At 62.3% G+C, this 23,677-nt stretch carries 26 protein-coding genes and 2 pseudogenes; 14 read left to right on the top strand and 14 right to left on the bottom strand.

The genetic code is table 11. The annotated features are described in order from the left end of the window. Window positions 1–81: 81 nt before the first annotated feature. Window positions 82–1,254 (top strand): annotated as a pseudogene (locus INR99_RS12615) (BaiN/RdsA family NAD(P)/FAD-dependent oxidoreductase); the annotation flags it as partial. 479 nt (window positions 1,255–1,733) lie between these two features. On the opposite strand, the gene INR99_RS12610 reads toward INR99_RS12615, so the two are convergent. Together INR99_RS12610 and INR99_RS12605 are read right to left on the bottom strand one after the other, a co-directional pair. Further along, complete coding sequence (locus tag INR99_RS12610; protein WP_228098292.1) at window positions 1,734–2,408, bottom strand: DUF502 domain-containing protein; 675 nt, start codon at window positions 2,406–2,408, stop codon at window positions 1,734–1,736. A 92-nt stretch (window positions 2,409–2,500) separates the two neighbouring features. Then, on the bottom strand, window positions 2,501–3,871 hold the full coding sequence (locus INR99_RS12605; RefSeq protein ID WP_194116698.1) for an aminotransferase-like domain-containing protein: 1,371 nt from the start codon (window positions 3,869–3,871) through the stop codon (window positions 2,501–2,503). A gap of 63 nt (window positions 3,872–3,934) precedes the next feature. Between INR99_RS12605 and INR99_RS12600 the strand changes: the two genes are divergently transcribed. Beyond that, window positions 3,935–4,903 (top strand): threonine dehydratase, encoded by a 969-nt coding sequence (locus INR99_RS12600; RefSeq protein ID WP_194116697.1) that lies wholly within the window; start codon window positions 3,935–3,937, stop codon window positions 4,901–4,903. A 60-nt stretch (window positions 4,904–4,963) separates the two neighbouring features. Here INR99_RS12600 and INR99_RS12595 read toward each other — a convergent pair whose 3' ends face one another. From INR99_RS12595 to INR99_RS12565, 8 genes and pseudogenes are all read right to left on the bottom strand, one after another. After that, complete coding sequence (locus INR99_RS12595; protein WP_194116696.1) at window positions 4,964–5,623, bottom strand: hypothetical protein; 660 nt, start codon at window positions 5,621–5,623, stop codon at window positions 4,964–4,966. A 133-nt stretch (window positions 5,624–5,756) separates the two neighbouring features. Then, window positions 5,757–6,128 carry a nucleotide pyrophosphohydrolase gene (locus INR99_RS12590; RefSeq protein WP_194116695.1) on the bottom strand — a complete coding sequence of 124 codons (372 nt, stop codon included), beginning with the start codon at window positions 6,126–6,128 and terminating at the stop codon, window positions 5,757–5,759. A 65-nt stretch (window positions 6,129–6,193) separates the two neighbouring features. Beyond that, a complete protein-coding gene (locus INR99_RS12585; RefSeq protein ID WP_228098291.1) occupies window positions 6,194–8,215 on the bottom strand; it encodes a BCCT family transporter in 2,022 nt (673 codons plus the stop codon). Between the two features lie 527 nt (window positions 8,216–8,742). Then, complete coding sequence (locus tag INR99_RS12580; protein WP_194116694.1) at window positions 8,743–9,525, bottom strand: MetQ/NlpA family ABC transporter substrate-binding protein; 783 nt, start codon at window positions 9,523–9,525, stop codon at window positions 8,743–8,745. Window positions 9,526–9,694: 169 nt separating this feature from the next. Further along, window positions 9,695–10,363, bottom strand: a complete 669-nt coding sequence (locus INR99_RS12575) for a methionine ABC transporter permease (protein WP_194116693.1) — start codon at window positions 10,361–10,363, stop codon at window positions 9,695–9,697. Further along, window positions 10,363–10,578 (bottom strand): NIL domain-containing protein, encoded by a 216-nt coding sequence (locus tag INR99_RS17995; RefSeq protein ID WP_308431492.1) that lies wholly within the window; start codon window positions 10,576–10,578, stop codon window positions 10,363–10,365. The genes INR99_RS12575 and INR99_RS17995 overlap by 1 nt, the downstream gene beginning before the upstream one ends. A gap of 66 nt (window positions 10,579–10,644) precedes the next feature. Further along, window positions 10,645–11,376 (bottom strand): annotated as a pseudogene (locus INR99_RS17935) (methionine ABC transporter ATP-binding protein); the annotation flags it as partial. A 194-nt stretch (window positions 11,377–11,570) separates the two neighbouring features. Further along, window positions 11,571–11,894: a ComEA family DNA-binding protein gene (locus INR99_RS12565; RefSeq protein ID WP_194116691.1), complete on the bottom strand. Its 324-nt coding sequence runs from the start codon at window positions 11,892–11,894 to the stop codon at window positions 11,571–11,573. Window positions 11,895–12,010: 116 nt separating this feature from the next. On the opposite strand from INR99_RS12565, the gene hpnC reads away from it, so the two are divergent. After that, window positions 12,011–12,880 carry a squalene synthase HpnC gene (gene hpnC, locus INR99_RS12560; protein WP_194116736.1) on the top strand — a complete coding sequence of 290 codons (870 nt, stop codon included), beginning with the start codon at window positions 12,011–12,013 and terminating at the stop codon, window positions 12,878–12,880. Then, window positions 12,873–13,475: a thermonuclease family protein gene (locus tag INR99_RS12555; protein ID WP_228098288.1), complete on the top strand. Its 603-nt coding sequence runs from the start codon at window positions 12,873–12,875 to the stop codon at window positions 13,473–13,475. The genes hpnC and INR99_RS12555 overlap by 8 nt, the downstream gene beginning before the upstream one ends. Window positions 13,476–13,534: 59 nt before the next feature. Here the strand turns inward: INR99_RS12555 and plsY are convergent, their stop codons facing one another. After that, window positions 13,535–14,161, bottom strand: a complete 627-nt coding sequence (plsY, locus tag INR99_RS12550) for a glycerol-3-phosphate 1-O-acyltransferase PlsY (protein ID WP_194116690.1) — start codon at window positions 14,159–14,161, stop codon at window positions 13,535–13,537. 78 nt (window positions 14,162–14,239) lie between these two features. On the opposite strand from plsY, the gene INR99_RS12545 reads away from it, so the two are divergent. The 4 genes from INR99_RS12545 to INR99_RS12530 all read left to right on the top strand — a co-directional run bounded on the left by INR99_RS12545 (window position 14,240) and on the right by INR99_RS12530 (window position 16,491). Further along, entirely contained in the window at window positions 14,240–14,596 is a 357-nt protein-coding gene (locus INR99_RS12545) for a dihydroneopterin aldolase (protein WP_194116689.1), read from the top strand. Window positions 14,597–14,720: 124 nt separating this feature from the next. Further along, entirely contained in the window at window positions 14,721–15,116 is a 396-nt protein-coding gene (locus tag INR99_RS12540) for a hypothetical protein (RefSeq protein WP_228098287.1), read from the top strand. Window positions 15,117–15,130: 14 nt separating this feature from the next. Next, a complete protein-coding gene (locus INR99_RS12535) occupies window positions 15,131–15,790 on the top strand; it encodes a Crp/Fnr family transcriptional regulator (RefSeq protein ID WP_194116687.1) in 660 nt (219 codons plus the stop codon). Window positions 15,791–15,837: 47 nt separating this feature from the next. Next, window positions 15,838–16,491, top strand: coding sequence for a Crp/Fnr family transcriptional regulator (locus INR99_RS12530; RefSeq protein WP_228098286.1), 654 nt, complete (start codon window positions 15,838–15,840; stop codon window positions 16,489–16,491). Window positions 16,492–16,541: 50 nt separating this feature from the next. Here the strand turns inward: INR99_RS12530 and lptM are convergent, their stop codons facing one another. Continuing rightward, window positions 16,542–16,730, bottom strand: a complete 189-nt coding sequence (gene lptM, locus INR99_RS12525; RefSeq protein WP_194116685.1) for an LPS translocon maturation chaperone LptM — start codon at window positions 16,728–16,730, stop codon at window positions 16,542–16,544. A 65-nt stretch (window positions 16,731–16,795) separates the two neighbouring features. Here lptM and cyaY point away from each other — a divergent pair, with 65 nt between their 5' ends. The 3 genes from cyaY to INR99_RS12510 are packed head-to-tail and all read left to right on the top strand — an operon-like array spanning window position 16,796 to window position 18,982. After that, on the top strand, window positions 16,796–17,116 hold the full coding sequence (gene cyaY / locus INR99_RS12520; protein WP_194116684.1) for an iron donor protein CyaY: 321 nt from the start codon (window positions 16,796–16,798) through the stop codon (window positions 17,114–17,116). After that, complete coding sequence (locus tag INR99_RS12515) at window positions 17,113–17,517, top strand: YqaA family protein (RefSeq protein WP_194116683.1); 405 nt, start codon at window positions 17,113–17,115, stop codon at window positions 17,515–17,517. The genes cyaY and INR99_RS12515 overlap by 4 nt, the downstream gene beginning before the upstream one ends. A gap of 25 nt (window positions 17,518–17,542) precedes the next feature. Next, complete coding sequence (locus INR99_RS12510; protein ID WP_194116682.1) at window positions 17,543–18,982, top strand: M48 family metalloprotease; 1,440 nt, start codon at window positions 17,543–17,545, stop codon at window positions 18,980–18,982. Window positions 18,983–19,032: 50 nt separating this feature from the next. On the opposite strand, the gene INR99_RS12505 is transcribed toward INR99_RS12510, so the two are convergent. Then, window positions 19,033–19,479 carry a DUF1841 family protein gene (locus INR99_RS12505; protein WP_228098285.1) on the bottom strand — a complete coding sequence of 149 codons (447 nt, stop codon included), beginning with the start codon at window positions 19,477–19,479 and terminating at the stop codon, window positions 19,033–19,035. A gap of 15 nt (window positions 19,480–19,494) precedes the next feature. Then, on the bottom strand, window positions 19,495–20,541 hold the full coding sequence (locus INR99_RS12500) for an FIST C-terminal domain-containing protein (protein ID WP_194116681.1): 1,047 nt from the start codon (window positions 20,539–20,541) through the stop codon (window positions 19,495–19,497). 37 nt (window positions 20,542–20,578) lie between these two features. On the opposite strand from INR99_RS12500, the gene INR99_RS12495 reads away from it, so the two are divergent. The 3 genes from INR99_RS12495 to carA all read left to right on the top strand — a co-directional run bounded on the left by INR99_RS12495 (window position 20,579) and on the right by carA (window position 23,671). Next, on the top strand, window positions 20,579–21,067 hold the full coding sequence (locus INR99_RS12495) for a glutathione peroxidase (protein WP_194116680.1): 489 nt from the start codon (window positions 20,579–20,581) through the stop codon (window positions 21,065–21,067). After that, window positions 21,064–22,425, top strand: a complete 1,362-nt coding sequence (locus INR99_RS12490) for a C13 family peptidase (RefSeq protein ID WP_194116679.1) — start codon at window positions 21,064–21,066, stop codon at window positions 22,423–22,425. Before INR99_RS12495 ends, INR99_RS12490 begins: the two co-directional genes overlap by 4 nt. A gap of 118 nt (window positions 22,426–22,543) precedes the next feature. Further along, on the top strand, window positions 22,544–23,671 hold the full coding sequence (gene carA, locus INR99_RS12485) for a glutamine-hydrolyzing carbamoyl-phosphate synthase small subunit (protein ID WP_028453131.1): 1,128 nt from the start codon (window positions 22,544–22,546) through the stop codon (window positions 23,669–23,671). The last annotated feature ends 6 nt before the right edge of the window (window positions 23,672–23,677 follow it).

The following is a 23,677-nucleotide window of genomic DNA, read 5'->3' as shown; positions in this document are numbered from 1 at the left end:
CCAGCGGGTGGCGAAACAGGCAGAAACCCCGGTGACCATGCCGGGGTTTTTTATTGCGCACGGGTAAGCAATGCACGCGGGGTAAACACAATGCAGCAGATCGATGTGGTGGTTCTTGGCGCCGGTGCCTCGGGCATGATGTGTGCAGCGACGGCAGGCCAGATGGGGCGGCAGGTGGTATTGATCGATCACGCCGAGCGACTGGCCGAGAAAATCCGGATTTCCGGAGGTGGACGCTGCAACTTCACCAATCTGTACGTGCGTCCCGAGTGTTTTCTGTCGGCCAACCCGCATTTCTGCAAATCGGCGCTCAAGCAATACACCCAGCATGATTTCATGGCACTGATGCAGAAGCATGGGCTCTCCTGGACAGAAAAAACACTGGGGCAACTGTTCTGCGACCAGGGATCGGATGCCGTCATTGCCCTGCTGAAAGCCGAAGCCGATGCGGTCGGGGTGCTCTGGCGCATGGCGACACAGGTATTCGACGTCGAAGCGCATCCGGATGGCGGCTTCATCGTCCGTACATCCCGGGAAAACTGGCATTGCCAGTCACTGGTCGTCGCCACCGGCGGCCTGTCCATTCCGCAGATAGGGGCAACAGGTATTGGCCTGGATATAGCAAAACAATTCGGTTTGCAGCTTATACCCACTGCGGCCGCACTGGTGCCACTGACATTTCAGCCGGCCGATCTCTGGGGGGAGCTGGCCGGGATCGCGCTGGAGCACAGCGCGGCCTCCACAGCGGACATTACCTTCCGCGAGGCCATGCTGCTGACGCACAAGGGGGTTTCCGGGCCGGCCATTCTGCAAATTTCCAGCTACTGGCAGCCCGGGCAAGCCATCGTGATCGACATGCTGCCGGGGCTCGATGATGAGGCGATTTTTCCGCATGCCGGACGCGACAAGTCAGTGCTTAATCTGCTGGCCGAGCATCTGCCGCGCCGGCTGGCGCAAGCGATACTGGGGGACGAGGTGCGTCCGCTCAAGCAGCTTGCCCCCAAAGAAGTGGCCGCGCTGCTGCAACGGCTGCACCACTGGGAGTTCATTCCATCGGGCACGCAGGGCTACCGCAAGGCCGAAGTCATGCGCGGTGGGGTCGACACTAACGAACTCTCATCCAAGACCATGATGGCACGCAAGGTGCCAGGGCTGTTCTTTATCGGTGAAGTGGTCGACGTAACGGGCTGGCTGGGCGGGTATAACTTCCAGTGGGCCTGGTCGTCCGGCTATGTGGCGGGAATGAATGCCTGACAGACGGTCGTTTTGGCGCGTTTTTCGGCTGGTATTCGTGTCAGTCGTGGGCTAAGTTGGAAATGCATCGATAACACACGGAAGGAGGAAAGCTTGAAGTTGAGCATTTCGCAGTTTCGTGACGCGGCCTGCGTGGCCGCCTAAGCTGACCCGCCCAAGGGTTGCCGTAACCGGGTTCCTGCTGAAGCAGTTGCAGTGTTTGCAGTAGATGTTGCAGTTGGATACAGGTAGTCGATGTATGGATGTATGAAGTACCGCAAGCCTCCCGATTCGCTGCCATCCGTGGCAGGAGCACAAAGCGTGCGTAGTTTGCAGTAAGGTGGAGGCATCGATCTTTGGTCATCGCAGTTCCTGAGCAGTCTGTTTTGTTCAACGCCGATTGTTTGATACAAGGTTGTGCATTGAAGTGAGGCAGTAAGCAGGACAGCGGAATCCGGCGGTATCAACGGGGTGCAGATGCACCCCGTTTTCATTGGCTGCTAGCCAGCCTGTACTTTCTGTGCCGCGAGGGCTTTCTCGAGTGCCGGGGGCGGGGTGATGCCCATCGAGACATAGATGCTCGTCAGGCGGTCGACGCCAATCTGGGCCGGGCGGATCCATTCACTGGGAACATACAACAAGCCCCCGCCAATGGGCACCGGCGCGGTGGGAACCAGAATCGCCAGGTAGTTGCGGCCTTCCAGCTCCACCGGCTCCGGGTTGGGCAGCAGCGCCAGTACGGCAACCCCCTCGCCGCCGAAAAAACACCAGACCGGGCTCATGGCGCCAATATCGGCATCCTGTTTCTGGTCGAGCAGGCTGACAAAACGATCCGCCAGATTGTAGAGATTGCCAAAGAGCGGAATCTTGCGCAGTGTGCTGTCTACCAGGCGGGTGAGTGGCCGGTTCAATCGTGATTGCACCAGTACGCCGAGCGGGTAGATGGCGGCAATCAGCAGAACGCTGCCAAGCAGGTATTCCAGCAGCGGATTATTGACGAAATGCTGGCCCAGATAGGCAAACAGCTTGCCGATCTTGCTGCCGGGGCCGATGTACTGATACAGCAGATTGGCAGCCCATCCCAGCAGCGAGATAGTCAGAATCAGGGGGAGCAGGGCAAGCAACCCGGCGAACCAGGTGGCGAGAATGGCTTTCAGACTGCGTTTGATGATCATGAACTGGCCGGCATTTGGCCGGGCTGGGTTGGTCTTGGCGCACCCACTTTACCACCGAAGTGCTTGCAGCGCTGTCCGGGAGTTGTCCCGTATTAGCCGGCCAGCTGCGCTTGCAGCAGCAGCATCGCCCGGGCGAGGTCATCACGGCCATTCGCTGCGCCGATGCTGATTCTCAGTGCGTTACATGGGGTATGTCGCTGAACGGTAAATAGATAGCCGGCTGAGCAGGCAATACCCTGTTGGCGTAATTGCTGCTGGGTCTGTTCGGCATCCCGTCCGGCAGGGAGTCGCAGCCAGCCGTGCGGGCTGGCATCGGGCAAATCAAAGTGAATGCCCTGTCCGGTCAGGGGCGCGAGCGCATTGCGCGCAATTTCCTGTCGCGCAGCCAGTTCCTGCCGCTGCCAGTGCAGCCGGCGCTCGGCGGTGCCATCGTTGATCCAGTTGCAGGCCAGCTGTGCCGCCAGCGGGCTGACCAGCCAGCTGGTGTTGTGCAGGGCATCGTCCAGTGTCTGACGGCTGGCGTTGGGGTCATGCAGGATGCCAAAGCGCAAGCCTGGGGCGACACTCTTGGAGAGGCTGGTCACATAGATCACCTGCTGTGGCAGCAGTGTGGCCACTGGCGGTGGCGCGTCGGTCGGCAGCTGCCCGTATACATCCTCTTCGATCAAGAGCGCATCGTGGCGGGAAAGCACTTCGGCGATCGCGCGGCGGCGCCCGCTTGGCATGGTGATCGTGGTCGGATTGTGCAGGGTCGGCATCAATACCGCGATGCGTCCGATGCGCTGGCTCAGTGCGGCATCGAGTGCATCCGGGCGCACTCCGGCGGCATCCATCGCCAGCGGGTGCAGCTGCAGGCCAAGCTGGCGGGCGATCGCCATCATGCCCGGGTAGGTCAGCGCTTCAACCAGAATCGTGTCGCCGCGCCGGCTGTGCAGCGCCAGTGCGGAGGCAACGGCATGCTGCGCGCCACCGCAGAGAATGATGCGCTCGGCACTGGCTGGCATGCCGCGCAGGGCTAGCCAGCGTGCCGCTGCCAGCCGCTGCTGCTGCCAGGCCAGATTGCTCTGGTAATGCAGCAGCAGCCCGGCATCGCCACGCGCCAGCAGTGCGGCCAGTGCTTGTTGCAGATCGTCGTCGTGCTGCGGATACGCCGGGGTATTGGTCGAAAGATCAATCAGCCGCCCGCGGTCGGCCAGCGCAAACAGGTTCAGGCTGTCGGCATGCCCCAGCACATAGGTGCCTCGTCCGTGTTCGCCGCCGATCAGGTGCCGGCTGGCGGCCTCCTTGTAGGCACGCGTCACGGTGCTGACATTCACGCCCAGCAAATCCGCCAGCAGGCGATGCGGTGGCAGCTGGCTGCCGGCGGGGAGCCGCCCGGTATCAATATCATGAGCCAACGCGGCCACGATGCCGCGATACACCGGGCCTGGAAAACGGCTCAGATCAGGAATCCACGTTGTCATGCAGACACTTTACCTGTTCGATGCATACACAATGCAGCATACACATCACTCAAGGAGCGCGCCATGCCACTGCCGGATCGCAAGGAACTGGATAACGCTGCCGCACTGGTGCGCGAGCTGCTGCCGGCTACCCCGCAATACAACTGGCCGCAGCTGTCGCAACGGCTCGGTGCCGAAGTCTGGGTCAAGCATGAGAACCATTTGCCTACCGGCTCGTTCAAGGTACGGGGCGGGCTGGTCTATCTGCAGCGCCTGCTTGAGCGGCAGCGGCCAGCCGGGCTGATCGCCGCAACCCGCGGCAATCATGGCCAGTCGATCGGCTTTGCCGCGCAGCGGCTGGGGCTGGCGGCCACCATTGTGGTCCCGCATGGCAATAGCCGCGAAAAAAATGCCGCAATGAGGGCGCTGGGGGTTGAGCTGATCGAGCAGGGCGAAGACTTCCAGGCCGCCCGCGAGCTGGCGCAGCGCCATGCCGAATGCGCCGGCTTGCATGCGGTTCCTGCACTGCATCCTGACCTGATCGCCGGGGTGGCCAGTTATTGCATGGAATTTCTGCAGGCGCAGCCGCGACTGGAGGTGGTCTACGTCCCGGTCGGGATGGGCTCGGGCATCTGTGCCATGGTGGCTGCCAAGGCCGCGCTTGGCCATGCCGTCGAAATTGTTGGTGTGGTGTCGGCGCATGCACCGGCGTATGCCTTGTCGTTTGCCAGCAACCAGGCGGTGTCCTGCCCGGCAACCACGCGGCTGGCCGACGGCCTGGCGTGCCGCACGCCCGATCCGCTGGCGCTGGCCATTATCCGCAAGGGCGTCAGTCACTTTGTTACGGTCAGTGATGCCATGGTCGCCGAGGCCATGCGCTGCCTGTACACCGATACGCACAATGTTGCCGAAGGTGCTGGCGCGGCATCGCTGGCGGCCGCGATGCAGGAAGCCCCGCGCAACCGTGGCCGCCGGGTGGGCGTGATCCTGACCGGCGCCAATGTCGATCACGGTCAGTTTGCCAGTGTGCTGGCAAAGGCTGACTGGCATTGATGGGTATGTATTTGAAGATCTTTACCTGAAGGACCTTTGTGAACATACCCTTCTGGGTAATCAGGCGGCGCTAACGCCGCCGGCGCTGCCTTCGCCATCCTTGCCCTTGCGGGGCAGCTCGACCTTGTCGCCTTCGGGCAGGCCTTCTTTTTCCCAGCGGTCGAATTCCGCCATGATCGTGTCGTAAGTCTGCTTGCTGATCTCCGGCAATTCGCCGCCCAGCACTTCTTTGGCTTGATCAAAACCCAGCTTCACGGCATCGCGGATTTTGTCCAGATTGGCCGGATCACCCTGCATGGCAAACTTGGCGAAGCTGAGGATGCGCTCGGACACCTTGCGCACGCCGAATTCGCCATCCTCGCCGATGGCCTCCTTGGCTTTGTCGATGGTGGCCTGATCAACATTCAGCTGCTGGCGGCCGCTGACCACTTCACCCATTTTCAGCCCCTGCTGCTCCAGCAGCGAGCGGATCATGCCGATCATTTCATCGGCCTTCCGGCTGGACTCATCCAGCATGGCCATGATGTCGGGCGGTGTGGCGGTGGTGCGCGGCTTGTCATAGGTCAGTGCTTCGCTGCTGCCCTGATTCAGCTTCACCTGCTCCTGGGGTACGCCGGCGGGCTGCTCCGCCGGTGCAGGCGGGCTGCTGCGGCTGGTGGTGATGCTCAGACTGCTGCTGCTGCGTTGTTCGACGCTCAGGCTGGAAAGGGTGAGGCTCATGGCGGTCGCTCCTGGTGCTTGCTCCGCTTAGTCTGGTGCATAGCCAAGGCTGCGGATAGACAAATAATCACGCCGGATCAGCGTATTACCCATTGTCGGCAGCCATCCTCCGGACTTGAGCCACCCGGCCGTTTCAGGTCGATGAATGGTGCTGTCCGCTGTTCAGCGCGGATTTGGCCTGTCCCTGGACCGCATCTGCCGGGTATTTCTGCGCATTGAGCTGCTGCTTGCGGGCCACGGCTGCCGGCAGGTCGATGCCGGTGCGGTCGGCCAGTCGCAGCAGGTAAAGCAGGATGTCGGCCAGCTCTTCGCCCAGCCGCGTGGCAAAGGCCGGATCATGGCTGGCGGCTTCGGCCTGTTCGGGCGTCAGCCATTGATACAGCTCGACCAGTTCGGCGGCCTCGACCGACAGCGCCATGGCCAGATTCTTCGGATTGTGGAACTGGTCCCAGTCGCGCTCGGCGCTGAACGCGCGCAATTGTTGCTGGATGGCGGAGATATCCATGAATGAACAAGCCGGGCAGAAAGCCCCGATGATACGGGGTTTCGGCCCGGCTTCGCCATGCGCAATCAGTCGGTATGACCCGGCGCGGAATTGAGCAGCTGCGTGCCGCTGCTTTGCGCCAGCAGCAGATAGCGTTCGTACTGGCGCAGCACGTCGGCAATCACTTCCTGGCGGGTCAGGTACTGGATGTCGTACCCGGCGCGGCCATCGGCAAAGAAGGTCACCGGCTCATGGATCGGATCATCACCCCGGCCGCTGTGCGCTGCTGCCAGCGGATTGAATGCCGGAGCCGGCCGCGCCGCTGTCTGAACCCCGTAAACGAAATCCCGCCCGTTTTCCTGCGGGACTGTCAGCGTGATCTGGTACTCATCGGCCTGCTCGACGCGGCTAGTGAGTCCCCGGCGGTTCAGCTCGGCCGATACCTCGGCCAGCGCCGGCTGGACCTGATTGCGGATGAAATTTGCCACATCCGCCTTTTCCGGCAGCCGCAGCAGCTGATCCAGCCGGGATTTCCACAGCTGGCCATTCCAGAAATTGGTCGCCGGCGACAGCTCGCGCGAGAAATGCAGGCGATCCGCTAGGAGCCCCCGCCACAGCCCGACGCACAGCAGCAGCATGATCATCGCAAACGGCAGTGCGGCGATCAGCGTCATGGATTGCAGCGCCTTCAGTCCGCCGGCCCCCAGCAGCAGCGCCGCGGTCAGCCCCAGTAGCGCCGCCCAGAACAGACGCTGCCACACGGGCGAGCGTTCGTTGCCCTGGCTGGCGATATTGTCGATCACAAAGGCACCCGAATCGGCCGAAGTAATGAAAAACACCCCGATCAGCACGATGGCCACGGTCGAGGTGACGCCGGCGAACGGCAGCAGATCGAAGAAATTGAACAGCAGCGCATCGACATTGCCCGCTGTCGCACCCAGCGCCCCGGCTGCGGAATGCATGTCCAGCCAGATGGCGGTATTGCCGAATACGGTCATCCACAGCAGATTGAAGGCTGTCGGCACCAGCAGGACGCCAATGATGAATTCCCGGATGGTGCGCCCGCGCGAAATGCGTGCAATGAACAGCCCCACGAACGGTGACCAGGAAATCCACCAGGCCCAGTACAGAATCGTCCAGCCGCCAAACCAGCCTTCCGAGCTGGCTGCTTCATAACTGAAGGTGCGGAACGTCAGCTGCACGATGCTGGAAAGGTAATTGCCGATGTTCTCACTGAACATGCCCAGCACCGCCAGCGTCGGGCCGGCAAACAGCACGAACAACAGCAGGCCGATGGCCAGCAGCAGATTCAGCTCGGACAGGCGTTTCACCCCCTTGTCCAGCCCTGTGGCCGCCGAAATGCCAGCCAGCAGCACCACCAGCGCAATCAGCCCGAACAGAAAACCATTGCCGGAGGTATCCCAGCCGGTCAGCCGGTGCAGGCCAGCCGAAAGCTGCATCACGCCGTAGCCCAGCGTCGTGGCAATGCCGAACACGGTACCGACCAGCGCGAACACATCCACGGCATGGCCGATCGGCCCGTGAATGCGCTCCTTGAAAATCGGATACAGCCCCGAGCGCAGCGTCAGCGGCAAGCGATAGCGGAAACCGAAATACGCCAGCACCAGCCCGACCATCGCGTAGATCGCCCAGGCATGGAAGCCCCAGTGGAAAAAGGTGGTGGTCATTGCCTCGCGGGCACCGGCACTACTGCCGGCTGCGGCGCTGGGCGGGGCCAGAAAGTGCATCATCGGCTCGCCCACGCCGAAATACATCAGCCCGATGCCCATGCCGGCGGCAAACAGCATCGCCAGCCAGGAGGTAAAGCCGAAATCGGGGCGCGCATCATCCGCACCCAGGCGGATGTCGCCATAGCGGCTCATCGCAATGGTGATCAGCACGATCAGGAAGGTGGCCACTGCCAGCACGTAGAACCAGCTGAAATGGCCGGTGATCCAGCTCTGGCCCGCGGCAAAGAACGCCTCGGCGGCTTTGGGGTTGAAGGTACAGACGGCCAGCAGGCTGGCGATGATGATGATGCTCGGGATGAAAACCGGCATCGACAATGTGGTGCGGCGACGTGCCGTGTTGGTCTGCGGTGTGTCCAACGTCTCCTCCTTGTTAGTGTGGATAGTGGCCACCCCGGCTGCAAAAGATCACAGTTGAGGGGTCCGCATAGTGTCGCATAATCAGGCACCTGCACACTGTGGCATATTTCCCTTGGGGTCTTGTCGCCGCTCGCCCGTCCTATCCTGCATACCTGATTAGGCAAAATTCGGAGTGCTTTCCCGAGCGAGGGATGGGATGTGCCAGTGCCTGGCAGAGGCAAGGGCTCGCATGCAGCTATCAAGTGCGCACCAGCGGGCTGCACGGCACTCTGCAAAGGTTCTTGCCGCACGGGGTGTCGGGGGGGCGCGGTGGTAGCCGTAGCTGCGGCTGAGGTGGGGCTCCAGCTCGGCGATCAGCCGCATGCCGTCCGAGAGGAAACGGGTGGCCGTGGCGGGTATGTCGCTGTTGCCATTTGCTGGTAAGGGCTGTGGCGCTATCCGTGTTTGGGTATTGGGGTGGGTGCAACGAAAAAGCCCCGCAATGCGGGGCTTTGGGCTGCAACGACAGGGCGATGCGGCTTTGGCGATCAGAACGCCGGTACGACGGCACCCTTGTACTTGTCCAGAATGAAGGTCTTTACTTCCGGGGTTTTCAGCGCGGCGGCCAGTTTCTTCACCGCGGCCTTGTCCTTGCTGCCGGCTTCCACCACCAGGATGTTCACGTACGGCGATTCGGCGCCTTCGATCACCAGCGCATCCTTGCTCGGGTTGAGCTTGGCTTCCAGCGCGTAGTTGGTGTTGATCAGCGCGAGGTCAACCTGGTTCAGTACGCGCGGCAGGGTGGCGGCTTCCAGCTCCTTGAATTTCAGCTTCTTCGGATTTTGCGCGATGTCTTTCGGGGTGGCGAGGATGTTCTTGCTGTCCTTCAGCTTGATCACGCCGGCCTTTTCCAGCAGCAGCAGGGCGCGGCCGCCGTTGGTGGGGTCGTTCGGGATGGCGACGGTGGCGCCTTCTTGCAGGTCGGCCAGTTTTTTCACCTTGCTGGAATACGCGCCGAAGGGCTCGACGTGCACGCCGGCCACGCTGACCAGATTGGTGCCGCGGCCCTTGTTGAATTCGTTCAGGTAGGGCTGGTGCTGGAAGAAGTTGGCGTCGAGCTTTTTCTCGGCAACCAGGACGTTCGGCTGCACGTAGTCGGTGAACACTTTCACGTTCAGCTCAACACCCTGCTTGGCCAGTGCGGGCTTCACGAATTCGAGGATTTCGGCGTGCGGAATGGCCGTGGCGGCAACGGTCAGCTTTTCTGCGGCGGAGGCGGTGAAGGCCGTAAAGGCGGCGGCAACAGCGGCGACAGCAAAGAGTTTTTTCATGGCGTCATTTCCTTTTGGGATGGGTATATGGCTACAGCCCTTTAAGGCTTTTGCGTACAGGCGCATACATTTGTGTTCGCGCCTTTGCTGAAGAGGGAGATTATCATTGGCTTATAAAATCAAAAAGATTGATTTGCGATAACTACAGCGTCATTGGTTATTAGTGGCGTCACTTGCGGCTGAAGTGCTGTACCAGCTTGTCGCCCGCCATCTGCAGGATCTGCACCAGTACCAGCAAGAGCACGATGGTGACCATCATGATTTCAGTCTGGTAGCGGTAGTAGCCATAGCGGATCGACAGATCGCCCAGCCCGCCGCCGCCCACCAGACCGGCCATGGCGGTGTAGGACACCAGCGTAATGGCGGTGACGGTGATGCCGGCAAGCAGCCCGCCCAGCGATTCCGGCAGCAGTACGCCGCACAGGATCTGGCGGGTGCTGGCGCCCATGGCCTGTGCCGCTTCGATCACGCCGTGCTCGACTTCGCGCAGTGCGGTTTCCACCAGCCGCGCCAGAAAGGGCGCGGCGCCGATGACCAGCGGCGGAATCATGCCCAGCAGGCCGATGCGCGTGCCGGTGATGAATTCGGTGACCGGCATCAGCGCGATCAGCAGGATGATGAAGGGGATCGAGCGCAGCACGTTCACGACCAAGCCCAGTGCCCGGTTCAGTGCCGTGTTGGCCAGCAGCTGGCCTTTCGAAGTCAGGAACAGCACGATGCCCAGCGGCAGGCCCAGCAGGACGGTGAACAGTAGCGAGCCGCCCAGCATCAGCAGGGTATCGATGCTGGCGGTGCCGATTTCCGGCCAGTCGATGTCGCTCAGAAAACTCAGGTCCATCAGCGGAGCTCCTCGATGTCGATGCCGCGGCTGCGGAATTGGGCAAAGGCGGCGGCCAGTGCGGCCTCGCAGCCGGTGAAGGCGAGCAGCATCTGCCCGCAGGGGGTGTCCTTGATGCGCTCGATGCGCCCGGAGAGGATGCTGAAATCAATCCCGAACTCGCGTGCGGCATTGCCCAGAAAGCCCTCGTAGGTGGTCTCGCCGATGAAGGTCATGCGTACGACCTTGCCCGGAACATGCGCAAAGGCTTCGGCCTGTGCCGTTTCGTCGATGTGCTCGGCCTCCGAGACAAATCGCTGCGTGGTCGGATGCTGCGGGTACAGGAAGACTTGCGTCACCGGCCCCATTTCGACGATTTTGCCGCCATCAATGACGGCGACCCGGTCGCAGATGCTGCGGATCACGTCCATTTCGTGCGTGATCAGCACGATGGTCAGATTCAGCTCGCGGTTGATTTTCGCCAGCAGCTGCAGCACCGATTGGGTGGTCTGCGGATCCAGCGCGCTGGTAGCCTCGTCACACAGCAGGACTTTCGGGCGGTTGGCCAGCGCGCGCGCAATGCCGACGCGCTGCTTTTGCCCGCCAGAGAGCTGCGAGGGATATTTGTGCTTGTGCTCCGCCAGCCCGACCAGCTCGAGCAGTTCATCGACGCGGGCGTCGATTTCGGCGCGGCCGAGTTGTCCGGCGATTTCCAGCGGGAAGGCAATATTGCGTGCGACGGTTTTCGAGCCCAGCAAGTTGAAGTGCTGAAAGATCATCCCGACCTGCTGGCGCAAGCTGCGCAGGCCCGCGCCATCGAGGGCGGTGATGTCGGCACCGTCGATGCGGATGCTGCCGGCGCTGGGGCGCTCGAGCAGATTGATCAGGCGGATCAGCGTTGATTTGCCGGCACCGGAATGGCCGATGATGCCGAAAATTTCGCCGGCCGCGACCGTGAGGTCGATGCCGTTGAGCGCCGGAATGTCGCGTCCGTCGACGCGGTAGGATTTGTGAATCTGGCTTAGTGCGATCAAGGGGTGACCTTGCAGGGGTAAGCGGATGGTTTTGTTATAACACCCTGCGCCAAAGCCGTATCCGGAAATAATGCCGGGGGAATGCGCAGGCTCGCCCAGCATACCGGCTGCGCACGGCGGGCGGCAGCAGGGAAAGCCCCAGTACGGGCGCAAAAAAGCCCCGCCTTGGCGGGGCCTGGCTGCCGGCTGGCGGGCTATTTCTTGGCCGGAGCCGATGCCTTGGCCGCAGGCGCCGAGGCTTTGGCTGCCGGCGCAGCCGCCTTGCCACCGACACTGATCTCGCCCTTGATCTTGGCGTAGGTGCCTTCCTTGATGCCGGGTACCTTCATGATGTCTTCGGTGGTCTTGAACGGGCCGTTCTTGCTGCGGTAATCGATGATGTCCTTGGCCTTTTCCGGGCCGATGCCCTTCAGGCTTTCCAGTTGCTGCTGATTGGCGGTGTTGATGTCGACAGCGGCCAGTGCGCCGGCGCTTAACGCCAGGCCGGCAAACAGGGCAAGGAGCAGTTTTTTCAGCATGAGTTCGATCTCCGGTCGGTTAGAATGGCGCAATTGCATTGCCTGCTCACTATAGCAGGCTTTTTGTGTTCATCAATTTAGTGTCAGATTTTCAAAAGGAATGGACCTTGGCCGGGCTGACTCCCAACCAGTGTGTCGAACACTACGAGAATTTTCCGGTCGGCTCGCTGCTGCTGCCCAAACGGTTTCGCAAGCCGATTGCCGCGGTGTATCACTTCGCCCGGCATGCCGATGATCTGGCCGACGAAGGGGAGGCCAGCGTCGAGGAGCGGCTGGCGCAGCTGGCCGAATGCAGCGCCGAGCTGGCGCGCATCGATGCCGGGCTGGATCCGCTGACGGCACGCTACGCCGCGCTGGCGCCGGTGATCCGCGATTACGCGATTCCGCTGCAATTGTTCGAGGATCTGCTGTCGGCATTCCGTCAGGACGTGACCAAGCAGCGTTACCAGGATTTTGGCGAGGTGATGGATTACTGCCGCCGTTCGGCCAATCCGGTCGGACGCATTTTGCTGCACATCTTTGGCCAGATGGACAGCCGCCAGCTGGCGATGTCGGATGGCATCTGCTCGGCCTTGCAGCTGGTGAATTTCTGGCAGGATGTGGCCATCGACTTCAACAAGCCGCGCCGGCGGATCTATTTGCCGCAGGACGATCTGGCGCGCTTTGGGGTGAGCGAAGACGATCTGGCCGCCGGAGTGGCGACGCCGGCCTTTCGCCGGCTGCAGGCCTTCCAGTGCGAGCGCACCTGGAAGATGCTGCGCGCCGGCTCGCCACTGGGGCTGACGCTGCCCGGCCGTGTGGGGCTGGAAATCCGCACCATCGTGCTGTCGGCCGATCGGGTGCTGACGAAGCTGAAGCAGGTGGATTACGACGTCTTCAGCGCCCGGCCGATGCTCGGGGGGCTGGACTGGCCGCGTATTCTCGTCTTGGCGGCCGTCGCGCCGTGGTATCGCCCCAAGCCGGAACAGGGAGGCTGTCATGGCTAATCGGCAAATGAACGGCGTGCTGCGTGGTTTCAGTCAGCTGCTGCGTGCACGCAGCTGGCCGCAGCGGATTGTTGCGGCAGTAGTGCTGTTGCTGGCGCTGGCGGCCTGCCTGCCGCAACTGCAGGGGCCGGCAGAGAAGGGCAAGCTCAGTCGCGGCATGGTATTGCAGGGCGAAGTGGTTGGGGTTTCCGACGGTGATACGGTCACTTTGCTGGGCGAGGGACGGGTCGAATACAAGCTGCGCCTGGCGTACATCGATAGCCCGGAGAAAAAGCAGGCTTTTGGCCAGCAGGCCAAGAAGTCGTTGTCCGATATGGTGTATCGCCAGCAGATCGAGGCCACGATTACCGATGTCGATCGCTACGGCCGTGGCGTGGCCGAGCTGCGACTGAATGGCCGCTATGTGAATCTGGAGCAGGTCGCCGCCGGTTATGCCTGGGTGTACCGGCAGTACGCCAAGAAGGATCTGAGTGCGGGGGAGCTGCGGGAGTTCGTTGCTGCCGAGGAGGCAGCGAAAGCGGCGCAGCGTGGCCTGTGGCAGGATGGCAGCCCGACGCCACCGTGGCAGTGGCGGCGTGAGCAGAAAGAGAACTGATCAGTATGTGCCTGCAGGCTTTTTCTGGAAAAGCCTGCGGCAGTATGGGGTGTAGAGTATTAGTTGCCCGGGTCGGCTTTCTGGCCGATTTTGCCTTCCTTGCCCGAGAGCAGCCCGGTAATGTTCGATTTGTGTCGCCAGATCAATAGTGCGGCGATGATGGATACTGCCATCAGCCAGCTTTGGTTCTGAGTGAACAGCCAGCAGGCGAGCGGCGCGACCAGCGCCGCGCACAGCGCGGACAGCGACGAGATTTTCATCACCTTGGCGACAAACAGCCATACCGCCAGCACGGCCAGCCCCATCCAGCCATTGAGCGCCAGCAACACGCCCAGCGAGGTGGCTACACCCTTGCCGCCCTTGAAGCCGAAAAACACCGGCCACATGTGGCCGACGATGACGGTCACGCTGGCAATCGCGATGTCTTCGTTCGTGAGCCCCAGCGGCGCGGCCAGCAGGCGCACGGCGCCGACGGCAATCAGGCCCTTGAGCGCATCGCCCAGTAGCGTCAGCGCGGCAGCCTTTTTGTTGCCGCTGCGCAGCACATTGGTCGCGCCGGGGTTGTTCGAGCCATAGGTGCGCGGATCGGCCAGCCCCGAGAGGCGCGAAACGATGACCGCAAAGGACAGCGAGCCCAGCAGATAGGCGGCCAGCGTGCAAAGCAGGGTAAGGACAAGCGGGGTCATGCCGATTCCATTACAATCGAAAGCTTCGGATTCTAGCGATTCTTGAGGATGCCGGCCAAGGCTGGCGACATTTGTAGCGTGGACATCATCTTTTTGCACGGTATCCGTGCCCGTACCGTCATTGGCTGGTACGACTGGGAACGCACCGCCCCGCAGGCGGTCGAGATCGATCTGGATGTCGGCCTGCCCTCGGCACGCGCCTGCGTGACCGACGAGCTGCGCGATACGATTGACTACGACCAGCTGGTACAGCACCTGCGCCGCGTGCTCGCCGAGCAGCATTTTCTGCTGCTCGAGGCGCTGGCCGAGCACATCGCCCACGTGATCCTGCATGACTTCGGCGCACCGTGGGTGAAGGTGACGGTGGTGAAGCCGGGCATTCTCACCGAAGTGGCCCGTGTTGGCGTGAGCATCGAGCGCGGGCACCGCGCCTGAGTGCAGGGCGAGTCCATTCCGGCGCAGTGTGGTGCGCGGTGCGGATCGGGGAATGTGATTACTGCACAAGCGGTATTTCTTCGCTTACAATCATTAGGGAAATGATTTAGCGAGGGGCTGTCTTGTGCAAACACTATGTAAGCTGATGCTGGCGCTGCCCCTGGTTCTGGCGCTGCAGGGGTGTGACCAGATCAATCAGGCACTGAACAAACAACAGGCCAACGGCAAAGCCATCGGCGCCGCCTGCCGGCACAGCGGACGGGCGCTGGAGGACTGCTACCGCCGCAACCCCAAGATCGCCAAGGCCGACATCTACGCCGGCTGGCGTGAAATGAACGAATACATGGTCAGCAAGAAGATCGACATCGTTCCGCCGCCGCCCGATGCGCAGATGAGCAAGCAGGATGTCGATGCGCCGGCGGCCTCGTCATTCAGCGAGCATGGCGCAGAGCCCAAGACCGAAGCCAAGGATGCTGCGGCCCATGATGCCAAGGCTGCCCCCAAAACCGAAGCCCACTAAGGCAGGAGCAACTGATGAGCAAGGCTTCGCCGCTGACCGCGTTTGATATTTTTGCCAATCTGACGGAAGAATCGCTGGCCCGTATCGAGGCGCTGGCGATCCGCCGGCGGCTGCAAAAGGGGCAGCTGCTGTATACCGACGGCGAGCTGCTGGAGCAGTTTTGCATTGTGGCCTCCGGGCGAATCCGCTTTTATGCCTCCAACGAGTCCGGCAAGGAGTTCGTGCTGGGAACGGTGGAAAGTGGTGCGCTGGTCGGTGAGGGCGCCATGCTGCTGGAAGAGCCCTTCGGTGCCAATGCCCTGGCGGAGGATGATTGCGAGTTGCTGGTGATTCATCGCCGCGACCTCGATACCCTGCTCAACGATTGTCCGCAGATCAAGGATCAGCTGCTGCACTCGATGATTGTCAAATGCCGTGCGCTGGGCAATATGGTGAAGAGTCTGGCGCTGATGGATGTTTACGGCCGGGTGCGGCAACTGTTCGAGCGGCTGGCCGTCGAGCGCGATGGCGTCACCATGCTGTCCGAGCCGCTGACCCAGCAGGCCATCGCCGACCGGGTTGGCGCCTCCCGCGAGATGATTGCCAAAATCATGAAAGAACTTGTTTTTGGCGGGTATGTCCGAATCGACAATCGGCAGCTGGTGCTGCTGCAGCCGCTGCCCGAACGTTTCTAAACCCGAATACAACACGGCCCAAGTGCCATAACGCCATGGATGATCCGATGAAAGAACTGTTACGCAGCATTCCGCTCTTTGCCGGGTTCAATGATGAAGAGCTCGATTATGTGATGCGCGCCGTGGTGCGCCGCCATATTCCCAAGGGTGGTTTCCTGTTCCGCGAAGGGGATCCGGCCGACGCGATGTATATCCTCACTGATGGGCGTACGCGCATGTTCCACAGCGATGCCCAGGGCAAGGAGTTCGTCTTCATGATTGGCGAGCCCGGCACTGCGATGGGCGAAATTTCGCTGATCGATGACGAGCCGCGTGGCTGGTCGGCGCAGGCGGAAGAGGACTGCGAATTCCTGATGTTTACCAAGAGCGATTTCCATGCGGCGCTGGAAGCCTTTCCGCATGTCAAAGATCTGCTGATCGTCAATCTGGCCGGCATCGTGCGCCGCCTGTCCTACACCATGAAGAATCTGGCGCTGCTGGATGTTTATGGTCGTTTGAGGGCGCTGCTGGAGTCGCTGGCAGTCGAGGTCGACGGCCAGGAGCAGGTGACCGAGCCGCTGACGCAGCAGGCGATTGCCGACCGCGTCGGTTCCTCGCGCGAAATGATCGCGCGCATTCTCAAGGAGCTGGTCTTCGGCGGTTATATCCGGCTGGAGAACAAGCGGATCATCCTGTTGCAGAAGCTGCCGGAACGATTCTGATCCCGCGAGGTCAGCCAGCAGGCGGGAGCAATCCCGCCTTTTTTATTGCATTACTGCCCTGACGGGGCGCTGGCGCTGCCCTTGGCGCGTTGCTCCCGCTCGGCGGCGGCTGAAGCGCGCTTCTTTTCGTTCTCGGCGCGTTTCTTGCCCTGTTCGCTGTCGGGCAGATAGAGCGCCCCCTTGTAGCCGCAGGCGGCCAGCAGGCCAAGGGACAGACTGATCAGGATGAATTTGCGCATGAAGGCTCCGCTTGCCGCTGCAGATGGTGCAAAATCGCGATTTTACCATGCTATTGGATGAGGCCATGACCGAAGGGGAATTCCTGGTGCTGACCGATGCGGTATTTGCCCGCATTGAAACCTGTCTGGATGAACAGGATCTCGATATCGACTCCTTGCGTGCCGGCAATGTGCTGGAACTGGAGTGTGATGACGGCAGCAAGGTGATCGTCAACCGGCATACCCCGAACCAGGAGTTGTGGCTGGCGGCCCGCAATGGCGGTTTCCATTATCGCTGGCAGGCGGGGCGCTGGTGCAGTACCCGCGGCGAAGGTGAATTCTTCGCGGATCTGTCTGCCGCGCTGAGTCTGCATGCGGGTGAACCGGTGGTGGTCAGCGCAGCATGACCTTTTGGCTGCTGGCCGGTCTGTTTGCCTCGGCCTTTCTGTCGGCGACGTTGTTGCCGGGCAATTCCGAGGCGGTGCTGCTGGCGCTGCTCGGGCAGACGCAGCGCGACTGGCTGCTGCTGGTGCTGGTAGCCACCGTGGGCAATGTGCTTGGGGGCTTGCTGACGGTATGGCTTGGCCGGCGCCTGCCGGCGCCGCAACGGCAGGGGCGGTTGTACGGATTGGCCGAGCGCTGGGGGCCGGTGAGCCTGCTGCTGAGCTGGGTGCCCGTGGCTGGCGATGCGCTGTGCGGGCTGGCTGGCTGGTTGCGCTGGTCCTGGGGGGCGGTATGCGTCTGGCTGGCGCTGGGCAAGGCGCTGCGCTATCTGCTGCTGGCCGGACTGGCATTGCAGCTGCTGTAACACGGTCTTGGAGGAGAGGGCGATTTTGGCAATCCTGCGTACTACTGTCCTGGGCGGTCTGCTGCTCTGTCAGCTGCTCGGCGCGCCGCTGCAAGCGGCGCAATCACTGCCCGATATCGGCGATGTGTCCTCGCAGACGCTCAGTCCGCAGCAGGAGCGCGAGATCGGCCAGGCGGCGATGGTGGAAATCCGTCGCAGCGGCGCCATGATTGATGATCCCGAGGTGGTCGCCTATCTGAATCAGGTGGGGTATCGGCTGGTGGACGCTGCTGATGCTGGTGATACGCGCTATACCTTCTTTGGTTTGCGCGACAAGTCGGTGAATGCCTTTGCCATGCCCGGGGGGTATATTGGTGTGCACAGCGGCCTGATTGTCATGTCGCAGCACGAATCCGAGCTGGCCAGCGTGCTGGCCCACGAAATTGCCCACGTCAGCCAGCGCCATGTCGCGCGGCTGCTGGACGGGACGCGCTCCGGCGTGTGGATGTCGCTGGCCTCGCTGGGACTGGCGATTCTGGCCGCGCAGGCCGGGCGGGGTGATCTTGGGGGGGCGGCGCTGGCGGTCGGGATGGGGATGAATGTCCAGAAGCAACTGGACTATACCTACGCCTTCGAGCAGGAGGCGGACCGTATCGGCATGCAGACGCTGCAGGCGGCCGGCTATGATCCGGCGAGCATGCCGGCCTTTTTCGAGCGCCTGCAGAAACATAACCGCGCGGTCGAATCGAATGCGCCGGAATTTCTGCGCACTCACCCGGTGACCTACCGGCGGATTGCCGATGCGCAGAGCCGGCTGGATGACAAGCCCTTCCGTGCGGTTCCCGATTCGGCGGATTTTCTGTTCTTGCGCGAGAAGTTGCGTGCGCAGCAACTGGGTAATCGCAACGCGGTCGAGTTTTTCCAGAAAACCCTGGCCGACAAGCGCTATGCCAGTGAGGCCGCTGCGCGTTACGGGCTGGCCTACGCCTATTACCAGGCACACGATTATGAGCAGGCAGCGGCTGCACTGCAGAAGGCCCGCTCGGTGTTTGGCGGCAAATCGCATCCGGCGCTGGAGTACCTGGGCGGCCAGATCCTGCAGGGGCAGGGGCGCAATACCGAGGCGGTGGCCTTGCTGAAGGCCGCCGCGGCGCAGTTCGTCGGCAGCCGGGCGCTGACCTACGGCACCATTGATGCGCTGACGGCTGCTGGCCAGTTGCCGGCAGCCCAGGCGCTGGTTGATGACAGCCTGTCGCTGTATCCGGGGGACGCCTGGCTGTATCTGCGGGCCGCCCGCGTTTATGGCTTGCAGGACAAGCGCATGCAGAAGCACAAGGCCATGGGGGAATACTATGTCCGGTTGCAGGAGTATGCCCCGGCACTGGAGCAGTTCCAGCTGGCCTTGCAGCAGCCCGGCGATGATTTCTACCTGCTTTCCGCCATCGAGGCGCGCATCCGCGATCTGGAGTCCATGCGCAAGAACTAACGGGTATTGCGCTATGGATTCGGGTTTTTATGGGGAGTGGGCATATGGGGTTATGGGTATGCCTGTGGCTCCAGCCCCAGTCTTTGCCTCAGGCCATTCAGGTAGACGGCCGGGTCGGGTGCGCTCTGGGTCCGCTGTGCCTGCCAGAGCATTTCACCTAGGCATTCCAGCATGTCGTGCAGCGCCTTGTGCGCATCGCCGTGCCGGGCATGCAGCTCGTTATAGAGGCCGCGCACGCCTGCCGGCTGGTCGATGGCCAACTGCTCGGCAATGGCCAGATGCAGGCTCAGGTGCAGAAAGGGGTTGGTGTCACCGTGTTCGGGCGGCCAGTCCCGGTCGAGGTAATCCTCGCTCAGAAAACCGTGGTATTCGGGGTGTGCTTCGAGAATATCGACTACCACGGCCTCCAGGTCGGCCAGGGGCTGGTTGCGCAGGTGTTTCTGCCAGGCATGGATGAAAAAGCGGCGGGCTTCTTCCCGGCTTGGATTGAACAACATCGTGGATTCCCTTGGTCAGTCAAACAGGATGACAAGCACGCTATTGTCGAGAACCTGCAGCCCCTTGGCTAGGGGCGCCAGCTGGCCATTGCCGTAGAAACCGGCAAAGGGGACGCCGGGAAGCCCTTCGCGCAGTGCCTGCCACACCGGGTCGCGTCCGCCGCCGCTGTAGGCGCCGCCTTGCTGGTTGGCGATGGCCAGCGCGAATCCGGGGCGGCGCTGGCGGTAGAAGCGTGCCAGTTCCTGACTCAGGCGGCGAGCCGACTGTGCCGGATGCTGTTGCCCCCAGGTCAGTCGGTCGCCCGCGTGCGTGGCGGCTGCCAGCAGCAGGCTCTGGCGCGCCGCATCCTGCCCGACCAGTGCGAGCCAGCGTGAGTGGCGGCTGCCAGCGGGGGTCCAGCGGGCGCCGATGCTGGCGCGCTCGTGCTGGTGCATCTGCAGCCAGTGCTGCAGTTGGGGTAGGGCGGGCAGGCCGTTGAGCCGGGTGACGTGCAGGCCGTCGCTGGCGGAGACGCGGTGGGTCGGGCCGTCGGGAATGAATCCGTCGACCAGCAGCCAGCGTGGCTGCCGGCAGGGCAGGTCGATGCGCCCGGCGCTGATGTGGCGCCCCTGCCACAGGCAGTAGGGGCCGCCGCCGGTTGCATCGCCGGCAATGCCGCCCAGACGCAGCTTGCCGTCGCGCTGCCAGTCGCCTTCCAGTGCATTTGGTGCGGCCAGCGTAACGCGCCAGCGCGGATGGCTGGGCAGCAGGCGCTCCAGCAGCACTACGGCGGCTGGCGAGTCGAGTGACCAGTCCTCATCACTGAATACGCCGCTGGCTAGGCAGCCCACGACATTCAGGCTGCCGGTTTCCCGGGCGACTTGCTCGACACAGGCGCTGGCGCAATGCTGGAAATGCGAGCTGAGCAGCAGCCAGACGCGCCAGTTGCCGGTCAGGGCCAGTGTCGGACTCTGGCTGCGGGCCCGTTGCAGTGCCTGAGTGGCCACGGCAGGCGTAGCCCGTGCGGCATGGGCGAAGCCGCTGTAGGCAATCTGGGCTTGTTCTGCGGTGTGTTGTGGCATAGTTTGGCAAGCATACGTCAAATCGGAGTCAATCAGCGTGTCAGCTCTACAGGATTTTTCGGTCGCACAGATCAATGGGACGGCGAATTCACTGGCGCCCTGGCAGGGGCAGGTGTTGCTGGTGGTGAATGTGGCCAGTCGTTGTGGCTTTACCCCGCAGTACGAAGGGCTGGAGGCCCTGCAGCGTCGGTTTGCCGGGCGCGGCTTTAGCGTGCTGGCCTTTCCCTGTAATCAGTTCGGCGGGCAGGAGCCGGGCAGTGAGGCCGAAATCGCTGCGTTCTGCCGCACCAGCTATGACGTCACCTTTCCGCTCTTTGCCCGTATCGACGTGAACGGGACGCAGGCTCATCCCCTCTATGTCTGGCTCAAGCAGGAGGCGCCGGGCCTGCTTGGCAGTGAGGCAATCAAATGGAATTTCACCAAGTTCCTGCTCGACCGGCAGGGGCGGGTGGTGCGCCGCTATGCCCCCCAGACGGCGCCCGAGGCGATTGCCGACGACATCGTGGCGTTGCTGGAGCAGGCATGAGGCAGGCACTGGCCACGCCCTTCACGACCGCGTTGCGCACGCTGTGTTTTCTGCGTGTGCCGGTCAGGGATGCGCCGGTGCCGCGTTGGCCGGTGCTGCCGCTGCTGGCTTTGCTGTTGCTGACTGCGCTGGCTGGGCAGCTGGCCTTTGCAGATCGGCTGGGTGAGTTGAACTGGTGGGCTTTGCCGGGCTGGTTGTTGCAGGCCTTTCTGGTGCTGCTGCTGACCAGTCTGCTGGCTGCACGGGCGGATAGTCCGGCGGGGTGGGTGGCATTGCAGCTGCACTGGGCGCAGGGCATGCTGCTGACGGTGCTGCTGTTCCTGCCCGTGCTAGTGTGGGTCAGCCCGGGGTTGACTGCACTGGCGCAGGGGTGGGGCGGGCTGGTCTTCTACCTGCTGATTCAGTTGTGGCAGTTGCTGGCACTGGCGTTCTGCCTGGTGCGCTGGCAGTTGCTGGGGGTCTGGCGGGCGCTGATTCTGGTGGCGGTGCTGCTGCTGGTGTCGCTGGCGCAGATCTGGCTGTACGGCGATAGCAGCCGGCTGTGGTCCTGGCCCGAGGAGGTGCAAGAAGGTGGGGATGTTGCTCCGCCGGCGAGGCTTTCCGAGTCGCGCCTGTATAGCGAGGCTGCGGTGCTGCAGGAGCGTTTGTCTGGCGTGGCGTCCGGCGTACCGGGGCGTCCGGAATTGTTTGCCATCAGTGTCGGTGGTGATGGCGATCAGCAGGTGTTTTTGCGTGAGAGTGGTAGGTATGCTTCGCTGATCTCTGAGAAATATGGTTCACAGGCGCATACCCTGTGGTTGGCCAATTCGCCGCAGGCGCCGGAAGGGGTGCCGATGGCGAGTCTGACCAGCATTGATGCGGCAATCCGGCGCATGGCGGCGCAAATGAATCGCGACGAAGATGCGCTGCTGCTATATCTGACCTCGCACGGCAGTGCTGCACCCGGGCATCAGCTGCTGCTCAGCTATCCGGGTGTTGAGCTCGAGCAGCTAGACCCCCGCTGGTTGCGCCGAACGCTGGATGAAGTGGGCGTGCGCTGGCGGATCATCATCGTTTCGGCATGCTATTCCGGCGGCTATCTGGCACCGCTGGCCAGTCCGGAAACCCTGGTGATGACCGCTGCTGATGCACGCAATACATCGTTTGGTTGTGCCGATGAAAATGAATTCACCGATTTTGGTCAGGCATTGTATGCCGGTTTGGCCAAATCCCCGGGCTGGCGCGAGGCATTTGCCAGTGCGGCCAGCACGGTGCGCGAGCGTGAACGCCAGCAGGGGCTGACGCCGTCGAATCCGCAGTGGCAGTCCGGGGCGGCCATCGCGCCGAAGCTGGCGGGCTGGTTCCGTCGACCGGATTGAAAGAAAAGGGTGGTTCGGGTAGAATTCGGCCAATTTTGCGCACGAAAAACGGGATGGGCTCGACCTGTCCCGTTTTTGCACCTAGCGCCCCCAGAATTCCCCCCATTAGGAGCCGCCCGTGTCCACACCCGCCCTTCTTGCGCTTGCTGACGGCACCCTGTTTCACGGCACCAGTATCGGTGCTGACGGTGAAACCATCGGCGAAGTCGTTTTCAATACTTCGCTGACCGGTTATCAGGAAATCCTGACCGACCCGTCCTACACCAAACAGATGGTGACCCTGACCTATCCGCACATCGGCAACTACGGCGTCAATGCCGAAGACGCCGAATCGCGCGCTGTTTTTGCCGCCGGCCTGATCATTCGCGATCTGCCGCTGATTCACTCGAACTTCCGGGCCGACATGAGCCTGGGCGAGTATCTGGTGAAGAACAATGTCGTGGCAATTGCGGATATCGATACCCGCAAGCTGACCCGCATTCTGCGTGAAAAGGGCGCCCAGCCCGGCTGCATCGTGACCGGTGACAACATCGACGCCGCTGCGGCGGTGGAGAAAGCCAAGTCCTTCGGCTCGATGGCCGGTCAGGATCTCGCCAAGGTGGTCACCGCCAGCGACAAGTACGAGTGGCATACCGCCGAGTGGAAGCTGGGCGTGGGTTACACCGTGCAGTCCAACCCGAAATACCATGTGGTTGCCTACGATTTCGGCGTGAAGCACAACATCCTGCGCATGCTGGCCGAGCGTGGCTGCAAGCTGACCGTCGTTCCGGCGCAGACCCCGGCTGCCGAGGTGCTGGCGCTGAATCCGGATGGCGTGTTCCTCTCCAACGGCCCCGGTGATCCGGAGCCGTGTACTTATGCCATCGACGCCACCCGTGAATTCCTGGCCAAGGGCTTGCCGCTGTTCGGCATCTGTCTGGGGCATCAGATTCTTGGTATTGCTGCCGGCGGCAAGACCAGCAAGATGAAGTTCGGCCACCATGGCGCGAACCATCCGGTGCAGGATCTGGACAGCAAGCATGTAATGATCACCAGCCAGAACCACGGTTTCCAGGTGGACGAAACCAGCCTGCCGGCCAACGTGCGCGTGACGCACCGTTCGCTGTTTGACGGCACCGTGCAGGGTATCGCCCTGACCGACAAGCCGGCCTTCTCCTTCCAGGGGCACCCGGAAGCGAGCCCGGGCCCGCACGATGTGGCCTACCTGTTCGACAAATTCATCGCCAGCATGGCTGAGCGCAAGTAAGAGGTT

Source organism: Chitinilyticum piscinae, from assembly GCF_015223195.1.
GTDB lineage: Bacteria > Pseudomonadota > Gammaproteobacteria > Burkholderiales > Chitinibacteraceae > Chitinilyticum > Chitinilyticum piscinae.
This window is presented reverse-complemented; position numbering and strand designations above follow the sequence as displayed.